Origin of the sequence: Nocardioides sp. zg-1308 (assembly GCF_013155375.1) — a bacterium.
GTDB lineage: Bacteria > Actinomycetota > Actinomycetes > Propionibacteriales > Nocardioidaceae > Nocardioides > Nocardioides renjunii.
Genome location: NZ_JABJQY010000002.1, coordinates 1 through 18,857 on the forward strand (window position 1 = coordinate 1; position 18,857 = coordinate 18,857).

Genomic DNA, 18,857 nt, shown 5'->3' on the forward strand with positions numbered 1-18,857 from the left:
CCGGGGGGCTGTGGTGGTATGGGGGGGGGCGGGCGCGCCCGGATGGGAGGGGCCCCGCCACAGGGTAGATCAGCAGGCTTTGCTTTTCAGGCGGAGCCGATCACTGTGACCGACGGCGCTCGCGCGCCGGTCGTCAGGTCACCGGCGGAGGGTCCCGCCGAACCACTGCGAGGTCCACGGCACGGCCACGCGGACCCGCTGGCCGGAGCCCGGCGAGTGCACCATCAGCGCGTGCCCGCGGGTCCAGCGCAGGAAGATCGCCGCGTGGTAGACCCCGCCGCTGCCCGTGAAGAACATCAGGTCGCCGGCACGCATGTCCTTCTTCGCCACCCGGCGCGTGAAGCCGGCCTGGGCCGACGACGTGCGCGGCACCGGGAACCCGGCGCGGCGGAAGCTGTAGTAGACGAGGCCGGAGCAGTCGAAGCGGTCGGGACCCGCGGCTCCGTAGGCGTACGGGTTGCCGCGCTGCCGCAGTGCGGTGTTGCGCGCGGCGAGCACCCGCCCGGCCACGCGAGCCGCCGGTGACCGCTGGGCGGTCCTGGTCGCGGTGGTGGCGGTCTGCTGGGTGGTGCGGTCGGCGGTGCCGGTCCCACCGTCGGAGGCGGCGGCCGGGCTGGTCGTCAGCGTCGATGCGGTGAGGCCCAGTCCGGCGAGGGCGAGCGCGCAGGCTCGCGCCGTGCGAGAGGTCGCAGGCATGGTCGTTCCTTTCCCACGCCTGTGAGGTGAGCTGTCGGGTTGGGGCTGGAAAGTGCCCCGCCACCGTGTGGTGGCTTCACCCCGAGCCGACGCGTGCAGCGCACGTACCGGCAGTGGAACCTGTGGGTCCCCCACTCCCGCCCTCGATGATCTCGGGGGTCCGTCCCGGTCGGGCGGGACTCGGCGTTGTCCGGGACGGGCGGTCTTCCGACCGCCGTCCAACGTGACAGAGGCCGGGGGCGCACGCAAAACGCTCCCCGGCCTCCACGCGTGGCACGTGGCCAGCGTCACGCTCAGCCGAGCTTGCGACCACCGTCGACGTAGAGGGTCTGGCCGGTGATGAAGGCCGCCTCGTCGCTGCAGAGGAACGCGGCAGCGGCGGCGATGTCCTCGGGCTGGCCGACGCGCCGCACGGGCGTGGCCTCGGCGTTGAGCCGCTGCAGCTCCTCGGGCTCCATCTTGAGGCGGCGCGCGGTGGCGTCGGTCATCTCGGTGACGATGAAGCCCGGGGCGATCGCGTTGGCGGTGATGCCGTAGGGGCCGAGCTCGATCCCCAGCGTGCGGGTGAGGCCCTGGATGCCCATCTTGGCGGCGCTGTAGTTGGCCTGGCCGCGGTTGCCGAGCGCGGAGACGCTGGAGAGGTTGAGGATCTTGCCGTACCTCTGCTCCACGAAGCGGGCCTGCGCGGACTTGGTCATGTTGAACACGCCCTTGAGGTGGACGTTCATCACCAGGTCCCAGTCCTCCTCGGTCATCTTGAACAGCAGGTTGTCGCGGGTGACCCCGGCGTTGTTGACGAGGACGTGGATGCCACCGAGCTCGTCCACGACGCGCTGCACCGCTGCCTCTGCGGCGGCGGAGTCCACGACGTCGCAGCCGATGCCGACGGCTCCGGCGCCGCCCGCCGTCTCCAGGCGCGCGGCAGCGTCCTGGGCCGCCGCCTCGTCGAGGTCGAGGACGGCGATCGAGGCGCCCTCGGAGGCGAACCGCTGAGCGATCCCGAAGCCGATGCCTCGTGCTGCTCCGGTGATGACGGCGACCCGCCCGTCGTAACGACCCATCTCGTTGACTCCTCGATCTCGGTGGCTGCTTGTCGTCGGAGCGTAGTGGGCGCGCATCGCCAGAAGTCGTGAAGGTTCGGTGCAGGCGTCGCGCCGGCCGGTCCTTCCTCGCTACGGTGAGCGGATGGGACGGGGGGACTTCCGCGGCGCCGTCGCCGTGGCGGCGGTGATGGCCGTCGCCACCGTGCTCGTCGCCGCGGCCTATGACTTGCCGGTGCGCGACCCGGACGGGGTGTCGATCCCGACCTGGGTGCGGCTGCCGGCGATCGTGCTGCTCGCGGTCGCGCTGGACGTCGTGCCGCGCTGGGTGGCCGCCACCCGGCGTGACCAGGACGGAGCCTGGCAGGCGCTGCGCGGGGTGGTGCGCGAGCGCTGGAACCGCGACCAGGTCCGGTTCACCGTCATCGGCCTCGCCGCCTGGTACGTCTCCTACGTCGCGTTCCGCAACCTCAAGGGCTACCTCCCCTTCGTCACCGAGCGGCTCTGGGACACCGAGCTCGCCAGCGCCGACCGGCTGCTGTGGCTGGGCCACGACCCGGCCGACGTGCTGCACCAGGTGCTCGGCACCGGCTGGGCGGCGTGGCTGATGTCGGGGGTCTACGTGCTGTGGATCGGCCTGGTGCCGGCGATGCTGGCGATCGCGCTCGTGTGGACCAGGCGCTCGCGCACCGGCGAGCTCTACGTCACCGCGGTCTCGTTCAACTGGCTGATCGGCGTGGCGGTCTACTACCTCGTCCCGTCGCTCGGGCCGATCTACTCCGCGCCGCGCGACTTCGCGGGGCTGCCCGACACGTTCAACACCGGGGTCCAGGACCTGCTCCTCGACGACCGCGTCACCGTCCTGGCCGGCGCCTGGGACACCCGCGCCGTCCAGACCATCGCCGCGTTCGCGTCGCTGCACGTCGCCATCACGGTGACCACGTGCCTGGTCGCCGAGCTGATCCGGCTCCCCCGCTGGATCCGCGTCACCGCGTGGACCTTCGCGGTGCTGACGTCGCTGTCGACGGTCTACCTCGGCTGGCACTTCTTCGTCGACGTGGTCGCCGGCGCGGCCGTCGGGGTCGTGGCGGTCGTCCTCGGCGCCCGCGTGACCGGTCACCCGCTGCGGCGGCGTGACCAGCCGTGGTCACGTCCGGCGCTGGTCCGCGAGGACGCGCAGCAGGCGGCGGACTAGCGGTCCCCGCCCGCCCCCGTCACGACGGGTCCGACTCCGCGACCGGGTGGCTGAACGAGACCGGCTTCCCCGTGGCCCGCGCGTGGGCGATCTCCCGGGTGGTGGACTCGCCGACGTAGCCGCCGGGGTTGACGACCAGGACGCGGTCGGCCAGGTCGATCTTGCGCAGGTGCAGGACGCCCAGCGCTGCCCTCTGCGCGTCGGTGGGCACACCTGCTGCGTCGTGCTCGGAGCGCGCGAAGACCCCGGGCGCGACGACGATGGCACCCGCGAGGGTCAGGTCGCGGTTCGCGGCGGCCATCTCGTCCGCGAACCGGGCGGAGCCGCAGAGGCAGACGATCTCGGGGCGGTCGGGCACGTCAGGCACCGGTCTGGTCGGCGAGCGCGTCGCGCAGCCGCTCGGCGTACGACGCCGCCTCGCCGTCGGCGTACTTCGTGCGTGGCCAGAAGAAGCCGCGGAGCCCGTCGCCCTTGGTGCGCGGGACGACGTGGAGGTGCAGGTGGGGCACCGACTGGCTCACCGTGTTGTTGATCGCGACGAAGGAGCCCTGCGCGCCGAGCCCGTCCTTCACGGCGGTCGCGAGCCGCTGCGCCGCCGCCAGGAACGCGTCGCGCAGCCCGGCCGGCAGGTCGGGCAGCGTCTCGACGTGCTCGCGGGGCACGAGGAGCACGTGCCCCCTGAAGACCGGGCGCGTGTCGAGGAAGGCCACGAGGTCGTCCGTCTCGAGCACGGTGTGGCCGGGCAGCTCGCCGGCGATGATCTGGCAGAAGACGCACGCGGTCACGGACCGGATGCTGCCACAGCGGCTCCGGCGCCCGCGGCGCAGTAGCGTCGCCGCATGATCCTGCCGGAGGTCCGCGACCCGCGGATGGTGACCGTCCGGCGCGGCGGCACGCTCACCGACGAGGACCACCGGCTGCTCGCGCGCTGGGCCGCCGACTGCGCCGAGCACGTCCTGGCGCTGTTCGAGGCGGTGCGTCCGCAGGACGTCCGGCCCCGCGAGGCGATCGAGGCCGTTCGCGCCTGGTCCCGCGGGGAGCGCCGGATGATGGAGACCCGCGCGGCGGGCGGGCACGCCATGGGAGCCGCCCGCGACCTGCGCGGCGCACCGCGCTTCGCGGCGTACGCCGCAGGGCAGGCCGCGGTGGTCGCGCACGTCGCCGAGCACGACCTCGGTGCGGCGGCGTACGCCGTCAAGGCCGCGGTGGCGGCAGCAGCCGCGGACGGGGCGGAGCAGGCCAGGCAGGCGGAGAACCGCTGGCAGCGCGACCGGCTCCCGGACGCGGTCCGCGACCTGGTGCTGGCGGACCAGCAGCGGCGCAACAGCATCTGCTGGAACGTCTTCTAGGCTCGCGGGATGCGCATCGTCTCCCTCATCCCCTCCGCGACGGAGATCCTGTTCGCGCTCGGCGCGGGCGACGACGTGGTCGGGGTGACCTTCGAGTGCGACCACCCGGCCGAGGCGCGGGAGCGCCGCGTCGTGTCGACGTCCGCGATGCCGGAGGGGCTCACGCCGAGGGGGATCGACGACTTCGTCGGCGCGGCCCTGGCCGCCGGGGAGGACCTCTACCGCCTCGACAGCGGCGCGCTGGCCGAGCTCGACGCCGACCTCGTCGTGACGCAGGACCTGTGTGCCGTGTGCGCGGTGGACGTGGGGACCGTCGACGACGCCCTGTCCTACCTCGGCTGCCGCGCCGACGTCGCGACGATCGACCCGCACACGCTCGACGACGTGCTGGCCTCGGTCCGCGAGGTCGGCCGCCTCACCGGCCGGGAGGAGGCCGCTACGACGCTCGTCGCGTCCCTCGAGGCCCGGCTGCAGGCGGTCGCCGACCGCGTCGCCGGGCGGGCGCGGCCCCGCGTGCTGGTGCTGGAGTGGACCGATCCGCCGTTCGCGCCCGGGCACTGGATCCCCGAGATGGTCGTCCGCGCCGGCGGGGAGCCGACGCTGGGCGTCGCCGGCACCCGGTCGAGCCGGATCACGTGGGACGACGCCGTCGGCTCGCGGCCCGACGTGGTGGTGTGCGCCCCGTGCGGCTTCGGCCTCGACGGCAGCGCCGCCCTCGCGGCGGACGTGCGCCACCGCTTCCCCGACGTCCCGGTCTGGGCCGTCGACGCCGACGGGCACTTCGCCCGCCCCGGCCCGCGGCTCGTCGACGGGGTCGAGGCGCTTGCCGGCATCCTCCACCCCGACGGCGACGAGCCCCGACGGCCCGGCGGGTCTGAGCGACCCCGCACCGAGCGGCGGCTCAGCCGCCCAGTCGAAGCCCGGCGGGCGAGCATCACCAGCTGGGACCGCCGTGAACGACCACGAGGCGAGGCGTCCCGCACGGAGTGCGGGACACCTCGCCTCGTGACGAGTGGAGCTGCGGGGAATCGAACCCCGGTCCTCGAGCGCCGAACCAGGTCTTCTCCGGGTGCAGTCCGTGATGTCGTTTTCTCGGCCCCGGCGCTCGCACAGACACGTCGCCGACAGGCCCAGTCAAGATTGAGTCCCGGCCGCCCCTCCTGACAGAGAGCGACCAGCAAGTCTCCTAGATGAGGCCTGGATCCGGGACGGAGACGGGTGCCCGGTCAGACCCTTCGATCACTGCTCAGGCAGCGAGAGCGAAGTCGTTGCGATTGGAGTCGGCAACTGTGGTTTCCAGCGATCGTTTACGAGATGACGCTGGCTTCTCGACCCGCTTCCCCTGGAACTAACGTCCCAAGTCGAAACCGATCAGCCCCTCTTGTGTTGTCAAGCAGACCGGACCGCACACGTCGTTCGCGGCCTGCACGACCCAGTCTAGGTGCCACAACCGCGAACCCGCGAACGCTATTCCCCCGGGTGCCCCTCGTGCCCCTCGGCAGCCGTCGTGGGTGCGTGCATTCGTACGCGCGTGATGCGGTGCCCGTCGACCTCGACGACCTCCAGCACGCGGCCCTCGACCACCACCCGGTCGCCCCTCTCGGCCATCCGCGCGAGGCGGTGCAGGACGTAGCCGGCCACGGTCTCGTAGGGCCCGTCGTCGAGCTCCACGCCGGTCCTCTCGCGGAACTCCTCGATGGTGATGCCGGCATCCACGGTGGTGGGATCGGCGGACGCGGCGATCTCGGCGTCGCGGTCGTACTCGTCGTGGATCTCCCCGACCAGCTCCTCCATGAGGTCCTCGAGCGTCACGATGCCGTCGGTGCCGCCGTACTCGTCGACGACCAGCGCGATGTGCGCGCCGAGGCTGCGCAGCTGGTCGATCGAGGGCAGCACCCGGTTGGTGCGCGGCAGCACCGGCAGCTCGCGCACGATGTCGGCGACGGTCGTGGCGTGGTCGTCGGACCGGCCCAGCACGTCGCGCAGGTGGAGGTAGCCGAGCACCTCGTCGAACGACTCGCCGGTGACCGGGTAGCGCGTGTAGGCCTCGCCGACGATGACCTGCACCGCCTCGGCGAGGCTCAGGTCGCCGGCGAGGAACACCACGTCGCCGCGGGGGCGCATCACCTCGCTCAGGGAGCGGTCGCCCGCCTCGAAGACGTCGTCGACGATCTTGCGCTCGCCGGCCGGGATGTCCTCGTGGCCGGAGATCATCATCCGCAGCTCCTCCTCGTCGACCTCGTCGCCGGCGGCGTCGGGGTTGCCGCCGAGGAGGCGGACCAGCAGGTTGGTGGAGAGCGACAGCAGCCAGATCACCGGGGTCATCACGGTGGCGAAGCGGCCCAGCGGCGGGGCGAACATCTTGGCCACGCCGACCGAGCGCTGCAGCGCCAACCGCTTGGGCACCAGCTCGCCGAGCACCAGCGACAGGTAGGACACGACGAGGGTGGTCACGACCAGCGAGACCGTCTCCGGGGCCGGCAGGCCCAGGCTCTCGAAGGCCGGGGCGAAGGACGGCGCCAGCGTGGAGGCACCGAACGCGGCGGAGAAGAAGCCCGCGACGGTGACGCCGATCTGCACCGCCGACAGGAAGCGGTTGGGATCGCGCGCGAGCGAGGCGACCGCGTGCCCGCGACCGCCCTGGGACTCCATTCGGTCGACCTGGCCCGCCCGCAGCGAGACGAGCGCGATCTCGGTCGCCGCGAAGACCCCGCCCACGAGGATGAAGGCAAGGACCAGCAGGACGTCCACCCACGTGCCGGAATCCACGCCGACAACCTAGCCGGGGCTGCTCAGCCGGCGGCGACCAGCGCTGCTCCCACGGCCGCGACGGGGTAGTGCTGCGGCACCATGCTGAGCCGGTCGGCCAGGCCGAGGGAGGCGAGGAACGCCGATCCCTCCCCCAGCGCCCGCAGCTGCCGCACGACCTCGACGCGCAGCGGCTCGCCGACCTCGGCGACGCCGCCACCGAGCACGATGCACTCCGGGTCGATGGTGAGGCCGAGCGCCCGGACGGCGCACGCCACGCCCCAGCAGAACCGGTCCCGCACGGCGACGGCGCCGGGGTCGCCGTCGGCGGCCGCCGCGAACAGCGCCGCGGCCGGCGGGCCGTCGACCGTCGGCCACGCCTTGGCGAGCGCGCGCCCGGAGGCGACCGTCTCCAGGCAGCCGAACTGACCGCAGCCGCAGGCCGCCCCGGCCGGATCGATGGGCAGGTGCCCGATCTCGCCCGCCGCACCGTGCTCACCGCGCCGCAGCCGGCCGTCGATCACCAGCCCGGCCGCGAGGCCGGTGCCGACGCTGAGGTAGACGACGTCGTCGGCGGCGACGAGGGCCCGCGCCGCCAGCGCGGCCGCGTTGACGTCGTTCTCGACCACCACCGGCACGCCCAGCCGCGCCGCGAGCAGGTCGCGCAGCGGGAGGTCGTCGCCGTTGACGCCGAGGTTGACCGCGTGGCGCAGCATGCCGCGCTCGACGTCGACGAGGCCCGGCACCCCCACGCCGACGCTGCAGGTGAGGGGGCTGCCCGTCGCTCGGCCGAGGTCCTCGAAGACCCGTGCGGCCGTGGCCACGACGCCCTCGGCGCCCGGCTCGGTGGAGCGGCGGACCTGGGCCAGGACCGTGCCGTCGTCGCCGACGACCACGCCGTGGGTCTTGGTGCCGCCGATGTCGAGGCCGACCGCGCGCATCCCCCCGGCCGGCGTCGTCGCCACGGCCCCGGTGGCGGTGCCGGCGTCCGTCGCCCTCGTCGGTGCGCCTGCCTGTGCGGTGCTCACCGCGTCCACCCTGCCTCTCGCAGCAGCTCGGTCACAGCGGCCACGCCCGGTCCGGACGAGCCGCGGGTGCTGATGGTGGCCAGCCCGACGTCGTGGCCGCCCGGCCAGCCCCACTCGACCACGACCGCGGTGCGCCCCGACGAGGCCACCGAGCGGAGGAAGGCCAGCACCTCGGGGCGCCGGTGGGCGTCGCGGACCTGCACCACGAGCGGTACGTCGTCCGGCACGTCGTCCGGGACACCGCCTGGCAGCGCGGCCGGGTCGAGGCGATGGTCGGGTGCCAGTCCCCACGCCACCTCGCCGACGGCGATGTTGGCGACGGTCTCGACGCTGAGGACGATCGCGCCCGGGAGGCCGGGCAGCCGCCCGTCGACCGTCGTCGCGCGGATCGCCGCCCCGACCTGCCGGTCGGCGTCGGGACCATCGGTGGCGCCGACGGACGACGCGGCCGGGGCCGGCTGCATCGCGTGGACGCGTGATGCCGCGTCCTGCAGCCGGGCGAGCGGGAGCCGACCCTCCGCGACGGCGCGGACGACCGCGTCGCGGACCTCCTCGACCAGCGAGGCGGGCTTGTCGGGACCGATGCACAGCAGGTCGCAGCCGGCGGCGAGGGCGCGTACGGACGCCTCCGGGACGCCGAGCTCCGCCGAGGCGCCCGCCATGTCGAGGGCGTCGCTGACGATCACGCCGTCGAAGCCGAGGCGCTCGCGCAGCAGGGCGAGCACCGCCGGGCTGAGGGTCGCCGGACGGTCCGGGTCGATCGCCGGCACCACGATGTGGCTCGTCATCACGGCGGCGATCCCGCTGTCCACCGCTGCGGCGAACGGCACGAGCTCACGCTCGGCGAGCGTGGTGGCGTCCACGTCGATGCGCGGCAGCGCGAGGTGGCTGTCGGTGGCGGTGTCGCCGTGGCCGGGGAAGTGCTTGGCGCACGCGGCGACCCCGGTGGACTGGAGTCCCCGGGTCCAGGCGGCCGTGTGGGCGGCGACCTGCCGGGCGTCCGCGCCGAAGCTGCGGGTGCCGATGACGGGGTTGTCGGGGTCGCAGTTGACGTCGGCGTCGGGGGCCAGGTCGAGGGTGATCCCGACGGCGGCCAGCTCGGCGCCCACCCACCGCCCGACCGCCTCGGTCAGGTCGAGGTCGTCAGCGGCGCCGAGCGCCGCGGCGCCCAGGACCGGGCTGGGGGTTCGCGTGTGGAGCCGGCTGACGTCGCCGCCCTCCTCGTCCACCGCGATGACGGCGCGGGGGTTGGCGGCGGTGACGGCGGCGCTGAGCGCGGCGATGCTGTCGGGGCCGTCGGCGGTGTTGCTGCCGAAGTAGCAGACGCCGCCGAGCCCCTGCTCGAGCAGCTCGCGGTAGTCGTCGGGCAGCGTGGTGCCCTCGAACCCGGGCAGCAGCACCTGCAGCGCCAGGCGGTCCACGGAGGTCTCCGGTGCGGCGCTCATCCCTTGACGGCCCCGGCGGTGAGGCCGCTGGTCATCCGGCTCTGGACGACGAGGAAGAAGATGATGACCGGGATCGCGATGAGCGAGGAGCCGGCCATGATGCCGCCCCAGTCGGTGCCGCGGTTGACGTCGGCGAAGGTGGACAGCCACAGCGGCAGGGTGCGCTGGTCCTCGCGGGTCATCACGACCAGGGCGAGGGTGAACTCGTTCCACGCCTGCAGGAAGCCGAAGACGCCGGTCGCGACGAGCCCGGGCGCCAGCAGCGGCAGGGTGATGCGGAAGAACGCCTGGGTGCGGGAGCAGCCGTCCATCATCGCCGCCTCCTCCAGCTCGTAGGGGACCCCTGCGACGAAGCCGCGCAGGGTCCAGATCGTGAAGGGCAGCACGCCCGCGACGTAGACGAGGGTGAGCCCGATGACCGTGTTGAGCAGGTCGAACGCCTCCAGCATCTTGTACTGGGAGATGAACAGCCCCTCCACCGGGATCATCTGGATCACGAGGAGCGTCACGATGAACGACATCCGGCCGCGGAAGCGGAACCTCGAGACCGCCACCGCCGCGACGAAGGCGAACAGCAGCGCGACGACGATCGTGAGGCCGGTGACCATGAGGCTGGTGCGCAGCGCGTCGGAGAACTGGTCGGTGGAGAAGACCGTGCGGTAGTTGTCGAGGCTGCCGCCGAACGGCACCCACGTCGGCGTCGGGCTGCGGATCTCGTTGCGGGCCAGGAACGAGCTGTTGACCATCCAGTAGACCGGGAACACCGAGACGAGGAACGCCAGGATCCCGAGGGTGTTGGCCGCGACGCGGGTCGGGCGGGGAGCTGGGCGGGACATCGGGGTCACCCCTCCTGGCGCAGCATGGCGCGGACGTAGGGCGCGGTGAGCAGGACGGTGAGCACGAGCATGAAGATGGCGACGGCCGCCGACATGCCGAACTCACCTCCGCCGATGCCGAGCCGGTAGATGTAGGTGCCGAGGAGGTTGGTGTCCTGGGCGCTGCCGCCGGCCTTCTGCAGGACGTAGATCTGGGTGAAGACCCGCAGGTCCCAGATGACCTGCAGCAGCCCGACGACGAGCAGCACCGGCAGGATCGTCGGCAGCATGACGTGGCGCAGCCGGCCGACCGGACCGGCCCCGTCGATCTCCGCGGCCTCGAGCAGCTCGGCGGGGAGCTGGGTGAGCGCGGCGTAGACGGTGAAGGCGACGAACGGCACGCTCATCCAGACCACGATGACGGTGGCGACGAAGAAGAACGACAGCGGGCGCAGCAGCCAGGAGTGGCCGGTGTAGTCGGCGCCGAGCTGCGTGAGGAGGTAGTTGACGACGCCGTACTGGGTGTCGAAGAGCCACTGCCACACGGTGAGGGCCGCCACCACCGGCATGGCCCAGGCCAGCAGGAGACCGGTCTGCAGGAGCAGTCGGACGCTGCGCGACATGTGCCGCATGGCGAGAGCCAGCCCGACGCCGATGAGCATGGTGAGCGCGGCGTTGACCAGGCAGAACGCGATCGAGCGCAGCGTCACCCGCCACAGGTAGGGGTCGGTCAGCAGCGTGCGGTAGTTCTCCAGGCCGAGCCACTCCGGCGGCTGGCCGAACTGCTGGGCGAGGCCGAAGTCCTGGAAGGACAGCACCACCTGGCGGACCAGCGGGTAGCCGAGGGCCAGCGCGAGCGCGAGCACCGACGGCACCACGAGGACGTAGGGCAACGGCGTGCGCCGCGGGCGGCGCGGCCGGGGCCGCGGATCGACCGGGACGGCGGGCGGGCTCGTCGGCCGGACGGCCGGCGGGCTGGTCGGGGCGCTGCTCATCGTTCCTCCTCCCCCGCGGGGCGGGCACCCGTGAGGGGCGCAGGGGCGTACGTGCTCTGGCCGGGGCGGGTCAGGGCGGGTCAGGGCGGGTCGGGGCACGGGTGCCCACGGTCCAGTGTCCTCGTCCGGCGGGGGACGGTGTCCACCCGCCGGACGAGAGCCGGGTCGTGTCAGCCGTTGAGCTGGCCGGCCATCTGCTCGTCGGCCTTGCCGGCGAGCTCGGCGACGTCGCCGCCCTGGGCGATGGCGCTGAAGAGGTCCTCGAGCACGCGGGATCCCTCGACGGTGGCCCATCCCGGCGCCGCCGGGGTGAGCTTGGCGTTGGACGCCGCGGCCACGGTCGCCTCGGCGTACTCGTCGTCACCGAGCAGCGAGGCAAGCGACTCCTTGGCCGGCGTGAGGCCGGCCTCGGCCATGATCGTCTGGTAGTCGTCGCTCAGCATGAGCTCGACCGCCTCCTGCGCGAGGTCCTGGTTGGCGGACTTCGCCGCGATGGCGAGGTCGGAGCCACCGAGCAGGACCGGCGCCGGGGACCCGTCGGGGCCGGGCAGGGCGAAGACGCCCATCTCCTTGGCGAAGGTGTCGGGGCACCCGGTGTCCTCGGCCTCGATGAGGCCCTTGACCCAGCCCGGCGTCGACATCATGCCGACCTCACCGGCACACCACGGCGTCCACGGGTCGGCCTCGTTGCCGTCCTTGGGCGCCCCGGAGGCCTCGGTGAAGAGCTGCTGGGCCATCTCGAGCCCGGCGACCGACTCCTCGGAGCTGAGGGCCGGCGTCCACTCGCCGCCCTCCTCGACGGCGAGGTCACCACCGGCCGACCAGATGAACGCGGCACCGTTGCGCCAGTCCTGGCCGGGGAACCAGAAGCCGGAGAAGTTCGCCGGCTTGGGGTTGTCCTTCTTGAGCTGGACGGCGGCCTGCATGAACTCGTCGAGGGTGGTCGGCACCTCGAGGCCCGACTTCTCGAACAGGTCCTTGCGGTAGAAGATGTACTTCGAGCCGGCGTAGTAGGGGACGGCGTAGGTCTTGCCGTCCACGGTGGCGCCGTCGACGAACCCGGGCAGCAGGTCGTCGCCGCCGAGGTCGTCGACCTCGTCCGTGAGGTCGGCGAAGGCGCCGGCCGAGGTGAAGGTCGGGGCCTGGGTGTTGCCGATCTCGACGACGTCGGGGGTCTCGGACTCGCTGGACAGCGCGGTCGTGAGCTTCTCGACGAGCCCGTCCCACTCCTGCTGCTCGATCGTCAGCGTGGAGCCGGGGTTCTCCTCCTCGAAGGTCGTCTTCAGCCAGTCCCGCGCCTCCTGGGGCGTGTCCGTGCCGTTGAGCCAGACGCGGATCTCGGCGGACTCGGCGCCGCCGTCCTCGCTGGACGTTCCTTCGTCATCGCTGCCGCACGCGGCGAGCGTGGTCAGCGCGAGCGCGGCGACCGCCGCGCCGGTCAGTGACTTCTTGATGCGCACCACAGGGTTCCTCTCATCGATGTACCGCTTGGGGGGTCGGGGTGAGGCGCTCACGAGACGCCCAGCTCCCCGGCGAGCACGAGCACGGCCGCTCCCACGACCACGACGTCCTCGCCGAGCTTGGAGGTGCGGACGCCGAGCCCGGTGGAGCTGATCGGCATGGTCCGCTCGCGGATGGTGCGGTCCGCCGCGTCGAGCAGCGGACCGTCGAGCAGCTCCGCGGGGCCGCTCAGGACGATCTCGTGGAGGTTGAGGGCGGCCACGATCGGCGCCAGCACCTCGCCCAGGAGCCCGCCGACCTCGGCGAGCACCGCCGGGCCGTCCACGCCGGGCTCGCCGATGCGGCGCCGGAGGCGCGGCGCGGAGAGGACGGTCTCGAGGCAGCCGGTGCGCGAGCAGGCGCACCGCTCGCCGTCGGGGTCGACCACGACGTGCCCGATCTCGCCGGCGGCACCGAGGTGGCCGTGGAGCAGCGAGCCACCGAGCACGAAGCCGGCGCCGACGCCGGTGCCGACGCGCAGCACCATCAGGCCGCCGTCGCCGGACTCGCCGAAGGTGTGCTCACCCAGCACGGCGGTGTTGGCGTCGTTGGCCACGAAGACGGGGACCTCGAGCGCCTCGGCCAGCCGGGCGGCCAGCGGGGTGTCGGTCCAGGCCAGGTTGGGGGCGTCGATGACGGTGCCGGCGGTGTCGACCACGCCCGGGCTGCCGACGCCGATGCCCAGCACCGGGCGGTCGGTCATCGCCATCAGCTCGGAGGCCAGCTGGAGGACGAGCTGCACCGCCTGCTCGCCCTCGGCGCCGTCGACGTGCACCACGTGCCGTGCCTGCGGCGTGCCGGCCAGGTTGACCACGGCGCCGGACATCCGGTCGGTCTCGGACAGGTCGAGGGCGACGATGTGGTGGGAGTCGGCGGCCAGCCCGACCAGCGTCGGGGGCTTGCCCACCCGGCTCTCGGCGGGGGCGCCGAGCTCGCTGACGAACCCCTCGGCGAGCATCTCGCCGACGAGGTCCGAGACGGTGACGCGGGTGAGGCCGCTGGCGCGGGCCAGGTCGGCGCGGCTCGCGGGGCCGTCGCGGAACAGCTGCTGCAGCAGAAGCGAGCGGTGGTGCCGGCGGGCGTCCTCCTGGAGGAGCTTGCCTCGCGGCCGCAGCGGGCGTCCGACGGGAGTGTGCGGGGTCACATTAGTTAGTTCACCGCACTTACTTATCCCCTGTCAAGCATCTCCGCCGTGCTGGTCCAGCACACCGCGCGGAGCCAGTCCTCCCCCAGCCCCAGCGCCTCGAGCGCGGTCAGCTGCTCGCCGTAGGCGTACGGAATGTTCGGGAAGTCGCTGCCGAGGTGCACCTTCCCGGCGAGCCCGAGGTCCCTCAGCCGCGGCAGCAGCGCGGGCGGGTAGTCGCCACCCATCTCGTCGAAGAAGCGGGTGAACGCCATCGTCGTGTCGAGGGCGACCCGCTCGTGGGTCTCGGCGAGCGCGAGGAACTCGGCGTACTCCGGCGCGCCCGCGTGGGCGATGACCAGGCGCAGCCGCGGGTGGCGGACCAACAGCTCGGCGACGGGCGCGGGGCCGGTGTGCTCGGTCGGCACCGGGCCGCTGCCGGCGTGCAGGACCACCGGCGTGCCGCTCGCGGCGACCACGGACCACGCCTCGTCGAGCAGCGGGTCGGTGACCGTGAAGGCGCCGACCTGCACGTGCACCTTCCACACCTCGACCCGGTCCGGGGAGGGAGCGGACCGGGCGGCGACGTACGACGCCACGCCGGGCTCGGGGAAGAAGGTGCCGCAGACCGCCGCCTCGGGCACGCGGGCGGCGAAGGCGGCGGCCCAGTCGTTGAGGAACTCCGCCATCCCCGGCTTGTGGGCGTAGGGCAGCGCGGTGAAGCGGCGCACGCCGAACGAGCGCAGCGTCTCGACCAGGACCTCGTCGTCGTCGCGGTAGTGCAGCGGCCACGGCCGACCGATCAGCGGTCCGGCCGCGTCGAACTGCGCCCGCACCTTGGCCATCACCCGCGGCGGCAGGAAGTGCGTGTGCAGGTCCATCAGCCCGGGCAGGCCGAGGGCCTCGGCGAAGGCGCGCGGGTCGGTCACCGGCTCGGTCCCGGGCTCATTCCCAGCCTCAGTCCCGGTGCCCCTTGAGCCGGCGCTGCACGGCCTCGACCTTCTCGCGGTTGGCCGTGCGCTCGGCCAGCGTGTGGCGCTTGTCGTAGGACTTCTTGCCCTTCGCCAGCGCGATCTCCACCTTGGCGCGGCCGTCCTTGAAGTAGAGGGCGAGCGGCACGATGGTGTAGCCCTTGTCGGTGATCTTGCGCTCGATCTTGTCGATCTCGGAGCGGTTGAGCAGCAGCTTGCGGCGCCGCCGGGCCGAGTGGTTGGTCCACGTGCCCTGGGTGTACTCCGGGATGTGGACGCCGAGCAGCCACGCCTCGCCGTTGTGGATCTCGGCGAAGCCGTCGACGAGCGAGGCGCGGCCCTGCCGCAACGACTTCACCTCGGTGCCCATGAGGACGAGCCCGGCCTCCCAGGTGTCCTCGATGTGGTAGTCGTGGCGGGCCTTCTTGTTCTGCGCGACCATCTTCTGGCCCTGCTCCTTCGCCATCCGGCCATTCTCTCAGGCGAGGCCAGCGGCGCGCACAGCGGTTTGTGCCGTCCAGGGCCGTGCGGAGCCGCCTCAGAGCCAGTTCATCGGGTCGACGGCCTGGCCGTTGACCATCACGGTGAAGTGCAGGTGGCAGCCGGTGGACCACCCGGTGCTGCCCTCGTAGCCGATGACCTGGCCGCGCTCGACCTGGTCCCCCACCCCGACCGTGTAGCTGGTGGCGTGGTTGTAGATGCTCGCCACGCCGCGACCGGCCAGGGCGCCGTGGTCGACGACGAGGCGGTGACCGTAGACGTCGCTGATGTAGGACGACACGACCTTGCCCGACGCGGCGGCCCGCAGGGGCGTGCCGCAGCCGCCGGCGAAGTCCACGCCGTCGTGGAGGCCCCAGTAGTGGTAGATCGGGTGGGTGCGGTAGCCGAAGGGCGAGGTGACGTAGCCGTCGACGGGATAGGCCAGCACGCCGCCCGACGGCGCGCCGGGCGTCGCCGCGGCCTGGGACCGGGCCTGCGCGGCGCGCTGGCGGCGCAGCGCGGCCAGCGCCCTCTTGCGCAGCATCTCCTCGATCCGGGACTGCTCCCGCTCGAGCTCGCGCAGCTTGGCGAGGTCCTGCGCGCGCGCCTCGCGGGCGCCGACGCGGGCGTCGCGGCGCTCGAGGACGAGCGAGACGACCGAGTCCTTGGCCGCCTGCTGCTCGGCCTCGAGCTCCCGCATGAGCGCGAGGTGCTCGGCGGCCTCCGCACGCTTGGCCGCCACGTCGTCGCGGGCCGCGGAGACCTGCTCCTCCCGGACCTCGAGGAGCACCTCGGCGGCCTTGAGCTCGTCGTACGCCCGCGCCTCCTGCCCGACGATGACGTCGCGCACGCCGTCGCGGCGGGTGAGCTCCTCGGTCGACTCGGCGTCGATGAGCGAGGAGAAGGCGATCAGCTCAGGGTCGCCCTCGGAGTACATGTCGGCGACGGTGCTGGCCACCTGCTGGCGCTGGACCTCCCGGTCGTCGCGGCCCTGCACCAGCGCGGCCTCGGCGGTGGCGAGCTCGGCCTCGGCCGTGGCGAGGGCGGCCTGCATCTCGGCGTCGCGCTCCTGGGCGACCTCGACCTTGCCGCGCGCGGTGGCGAGCCGGGTCTTGGCGTCGGCCAGCTGCGTCTGCGCGGCGTCGAGCCGCGCGGTGGCGCGGCGCAGGTCGGAGCTGGACTCGTCGAGGTCCTGGTGGGCACCGCGGAGCTCGCGCTCGACCTTGTTCTTCTTGTCCTTGAGGTCGTCGGCGTGCGCAGCGGAGACGCCCAGGGCCATGACCGCGACGAGTGCTGCGGCCATGCGTCGATGAGCGGTACGGGGGAAGTGACGCACCGGGGAAGCCTTTGCGTTGGAGAAGCGGGGAAGGTGCCTGCCCCGACGGCTCGACGAGGAAGACGCCTAGACGCTAACCCCCGGCGGTCAGACTTTGAGGTATTTGCGCGTCAGCACGAGTGTCGGGAGCAGGGTGAGCAGCGGACCGAGGATCGCGACCGCCCCGGCAGCCAACCAGAACTCGTCCCACCCGATCCACGGGACGAACTTGAGCCGGTTCTGCGAGATCTCGTCGATGCCGAAGTACATGAAGCCCCACAGCGCCGCGCCGGCCAGTGCCACACCGATGAGGGCGGTGACGAGGGCCTCGAGGAGGAACGGCAGGGCGATGTAGAGCGTGGAGGCGCCCACCAGCCGCATGATGCCGATCTCCTTGCGTCGGGCGAAGGCGGCGAGGCGGATGGTGTTGGCCACCAGCAGGAGGGCGGCAAAGACGAGGAACGCCGCCGTGCCGAGCGCCACCCACTGCAGCATGTTGATCGACTCGAGGATCGGCGCGACCTGCTCGCGCATGTCGCGGACCCGCGACACGCCGTCGAGCCCCTGCACGGCGCTGGTGATGCCCTCGTACTCCTCCGGGTCCTGCAGCGTGATCCAGATGGTCTGCGGCATGTCCTCCGCGGTGATCGCCGGGTTGTCGCCGGAGAACAGCTCGTTGCCGTAGAGCTCACGGGCCTTGTCGAGCGCCTGCTCGCTGGTCTCGAAGTGGAAGTCGGCGACCTCGGGGTTCTCCTCCACGACGGCGGAGATCTCGGTCTTCTGCGCGTCGGTCACGGCGTTGGGGCACACCGCGCTGCTGTCGTTGACCCGGCACAGGTAGACGGTGATCTGGAGCTGGTCGCCCCAGTGGTCCGCGGCCTTGGCTGCCTGCTGGTTGAACAGGACGCCGATGCCGACCAGCGTCAGCGAGACGAACAGGGTCAGCACGACCGCCAGGTGCATGGACAGGTTGCGCCGCAGGCCCTGGCCGAGCTCGGAGTAGACGTAGCGAAGCTGCATGGAGGAGAGGCTCTCGATCTGTCGGGGAGATCCGGAGGTCCGGTGGCCCGACCGGGGAGGTCGGGCCGGGTGGATCAGTTCTGGTGGCCGTAGACGCCCTGCGCCTGGTCGCGCACGACGTGGCCGTTGTCGAGCTCGATGACGCGCTTGCGCATCTGGTCGACGATGCCGGCGTCGTGGGTGGCCATCACGACCGTCGTGCCGGTGCGGTTGATGCGGTCGAGGAGCTTCATGATGCCGACCGACGTGGTCGGGTCGAGGTTGCCGGTCGGCTCGTCGGCGATGAGGATCATCGGCCGGTTGACGAAGGCCCGCGCCACGGCGACGCGCTGCTGCTCGCCCCCGGAGAGCTCGTCGGGCATCCGGTCGCCCTTGCCGCTGAGGCCGACCAGGTCGAGCGTCTCGGGCACGACGTCCTTGATCTCCTTGCGGGACTTGCCGATGACCTGGAGCGCGAAGGCGACGTTCTCGGTGACGGTCTTGTTGGGCAGCAGGCGGAAGTCCTGGAAGACGGTGCCGATGTCGCGGCGCAGCCGCGGGACCTTCCAGCTGGCGAGCCGGTTGATCTCCTTGCCGGCGACGTAGACCCGGCCGGTGGTCGGGCGGTACTCGCGGAGCACGAGGCGCAGGAAGGTCGACTTGCCGGACCCCGAGGACCCCACGAGGAAGACGAACTCCCCCTTCTCGACGTCGACCGAGATGTTGTCGAGCGCGGGGTGCGGGTGGCCCGGATAGCTCTTGGTCACCTTCTCGAAGCGAATCACGGCGTCGAGGCTACGTGAGGGGTGTGCGGGTTCTCGAAACTCCGCGCCGCGCCGCAACCGGGTCAGCCCGGCATGGCATCCACCGCGTCCTTGGCCTCCTTGAGCCCGACGCCGGTGTGGTCGCGGTAGAGCTTGATCGCGTGGATCGTCTTGCCGGCCCTCCGTAGTGCCTGGACCTCGGCCATCCACGGCTCGGCCGGCACCGCCGCCGGCGTCCCCGCCGACCCGGCTGCGGCGAGCTGCGCCAACTGCGCCTCGAGGCGCGCGACCCGTCGCTCGAGCTCGGCGATCCGGGCGCGGTCCGCGTCGTTGCCGCTGCCGGGGCTGATGACCTCGGGCTTGCTGAAGAGTCCCATGCCCCTGACCCTAGGGC

General features: G+C 72.6%; 19 protein-coding genes, 1 other RNA gene, 1 pseudogene and 1 riboswitch. Of the genes and pseudogenes, 3 read left to right on the top strand and 18 right to left on the bottom strand.

What is annotated here, in order from left to right; genetic code table 11:
- Positions 1 to 138: 138 nt before the first annotated feature.
- Positions 139 to 696, bottom strand: a complete 558-nt coding sequence (locus tag HN031_RS01695) for a C40 family peptidase (protein ID WP_172265522.1) — start codon at positions 694 to 696, stop codon at positions 139 to 141.
- A 3-nt stretch (positions 697 to 699) separates the two neighbouring features.
- Positions 700 to 892: riboswitch (cyclic di-AMP (ydaO/yuaA leader) on the bottom strand.
- 97 nt (positions 893 to 989) lie between these two features.
- Entirely contained in the window at positions 990 to 1,757 is a 768-nt protein-coding gene (locus HN031_RS01700) for an SDR family NAD(P)-dependent oxidoreductase (protein ID WP_172265525.1), read from the bottom strand.
- Positions 1,758 to 1,881: 124 nt separating this feature from the next.
- Here HN031_RS01700 and HN031_RS01705 point away from each other — a divergent pair, with 124 nt between their 5' ends.
- A complete protein-coding gene (locus HN031_RS01705; protein ID WP_172265528.1) occupies positions 1,882 to 2,931 on the top strand; it encodes a phosphatase PAP2 family protein in 1,050 nt (349 codons plus the stop codon).
- A 19-nt stretch (positions 2,932 to 2,950) separates the two neighbouring features.
- Here the strand turns inward: HN031_RS01705 and HN031_RS01710 are convergent, their stop codons facing one another.
- The gene (locus tag HN031_RS01710; RefSeq protein ID WP_322422867.1) at positions 2,951 to 3,298 is read right to left on the bottom strand and encodes a hypothetical protein; all 348 of its coding nucleotides are present in this window, start codon (positions 3,296 to 3,298) and stop codon (positions 2,951 to 2,953) included.
- Entirely contained in the window at positions 3,291 to 3,716 is a 426-nt protein-coding gene (locus HN031_RS01715; protein ID WP_172265532.1) for an HIT family protein, read from the bottom strand. The genes HN031_RS01710 and HN031_RS01715 overlap by 8 nt, the downstream gene beginning before the upstream one ends.
- Positions 3,717 to 3,770: 54 nt before the next feature.
- On the opposite strand from HN031_RS01715, the gene HN031_RS01720 reads away from it, so the two are divergent.
- The gene (locus tag HN031_RS01720; protein WP_172265535.1) at positions 3,771 to 4,280 is read left to right on the top strand and encodes a putative immunity protein; all 510 of its coding nucleotides are present in this window, start codon (positions 3,771 to 3,773) and stop codon (positions 4,278 to 4,280) included.
- A 9-nt stretch (positions 4,281 to 4,289) separates the two neighbouring features.
- A pseudogene (locus HN031_RS01725) lies at positions 4,290 to 4,955 on the top strand (ABC transporter substrate-binding protein); the annotation flags it as partial.
- Between the two features lie 335 nt (positions 4,956 to 5,290).
- Here HN031_RS01725 and ssrA read toward each other — a convergent pair.
- The 14 genes from ssrA to HN031_RS01795 all read right to left on the bottom strand — a co-directional run bounded on the left by ssrA (position 5,291) and on the right by HN031_RS01795 (position 18,840).
- Positions 5,291 to 5,659, bottom strand: a transfer-messenger RNA (tmRNA) gene (ssrA, locus tag HN031_RS01730).
- 88 nt (positions 5,660 to 5,747) lie between these two features.
- On the bottom strand, positions 5,748 to 7,049 hold the full coding sequence (locus tag HN031_RS01735; protein WP_172265538.1) for a hemolysin family protein: 1,302 nt from the start codon (positions 7,047 to 7,049) through the stop codon (positions 5,748 to 5,750).
- A gap of 23 nt (positions 7,050 to 7,072) precedes the next feature.
- A complete protein-coding gene (locus tag HN031_RS01740; RefSeq protein WP_322422869.1) occupies positions 7,073 to 8,056 on the bottom strand; it encodes an ROK family protein in 984 nt (327 codons plus the stop codon).
- Positions 8,053 to 9,501, bottom strand: coding sequence for a glycoside hydrolase family 3 protein (locus HN031_RS01745; protein ID WP_172265541.1), 1,449 nt, complete (start codon positions 9,499 to 9,501; stop codon positions 8,053 to 8,055). Before HN031_RS01745 ends, HN031_RS01740 begins: the two co-directional genes overlap by 4 nt.
- Entirely contained in the window at positions 9,498 to 10,337 is an 840-nt protein-coding gene (locus tag HN031_RS01750; protein ID WP_172265544.1) for a carbohydrate ABC transporter permease, read from the bottom strand. The genes HN031_RS01745 and HN031_RS01750 overlap by 4 nt, the downstream gene beginning before the upstream one ends.
- A 5-nt stretch (positions 10,338 to 10,342) precedes the next feature.
- Positions 10,343 to 11,311, bottom strand: coding sequence for a carbohydrate ABC transporter permease (locus HN031_RS01755; RefSeq protein WP_172265548.1), 969 nt, complete (start codon positions 11,309 to 11,311; stop codon positions 10,343 to 10,345).
- A gap of 170 nt (positions 11,312 to 11,481) precedes the next feature.
- On the bottom strand, positions 11,482 to 12,771 hold the full coding sequence (locus HN031_RS01760) for an extracellular solute-binding protein (protein ID WP_216652012.1): 1,290 nt from the start codon (positions 12,769 to 12,771) through the stop codon (positions 11,482 to 11,484).
- Positions 12,772 to 12,821: 50 nt separating this feature from the next.
- Positions 12,822 to 13,955, bottom strand: a complete 1,134-nt coding sequence (locus HN031_RS01765) for an ROK family transcriptional regulator (protein WP_172265551.1) — start codon at positions 13,953 to 13,955, stop codon at positions 12,822 to 12,824.
- 23 nt (positions 13,956 to 13,978) lie between these two features.
- On the bottom strand, positions 13,979 to 14,863 hold the full coding sequence (locus HN031_RS01770) for an amidohydrolase family protein (protein ID WP_367650620.1): 885 nt from the start codon (positions 14,861 to 14,863) through the stop codon (positions 13,979 to 13,981).
- A 28-nt stretch (positions 14,864 to 14,891) separates the two neighbouring features.
- Entirely contained in the window at positions 14,892 to 15,371 is a 480-nt protein-coding gene (gene smpB / locus HN031_RS01775) for an SsrA-binding protein SmpB (protein ID WP_172265554.1), read from the bottom strand.
- Between the two features lie 72 nt (positions 15,372 to 15,443).
- Positions 15,444 to 16,688 (bottom strand): M23 family metallopeptidase, encoded by a 1,245-nt coding sequence (locus tag HN031_RS01780; RefSeq protein ID WP_172265557.1) that lies wholly within the window; start codon positions 16,686 to 16,688, stop codon positions 15,444 to 15,446.
- Between the two features lie 120 nt (positions 16,689 to 16,808).
- Positions 16,809 to 17,720: a permease-like cell division protein FtsX gene (gene ftsX, locus HN031_RS01785; RefSeq protein WP_172265560.1), complete on the bottom strand. Its 912-nt coding sequence runs from the start codon at positions 17,718 to 17,720 to the stop codon at positions 16,809 to 16,811.
- Between the two features lie 74 nt (positions 17,721 to 17,794).
- Entirely contained in the window at positions 17,795 to 18,484 is a 690-nt protein-coding gene (gene ftsE, locus HN031_RS01790) for a cell division ATP-binding protein FtsE (protein WP_172265563.1), read from the bottom strand.
- A 62-nt stretch (positions 18,485 to 18,546) separates the two neighbouring features.
- Positions 18,547 to 18,840, bottom strand: coding sequence for a ribosomal protein L7/L12 (locus tag HN031_RS01795; protein WP_172265566.1), 294 nt, complete (start codon positions 18,838 to 18,840; stop codon positions 18,547 to 18,549).
- Positions 18,841 to 18,857: the final 17 nt, after the last annotated feature.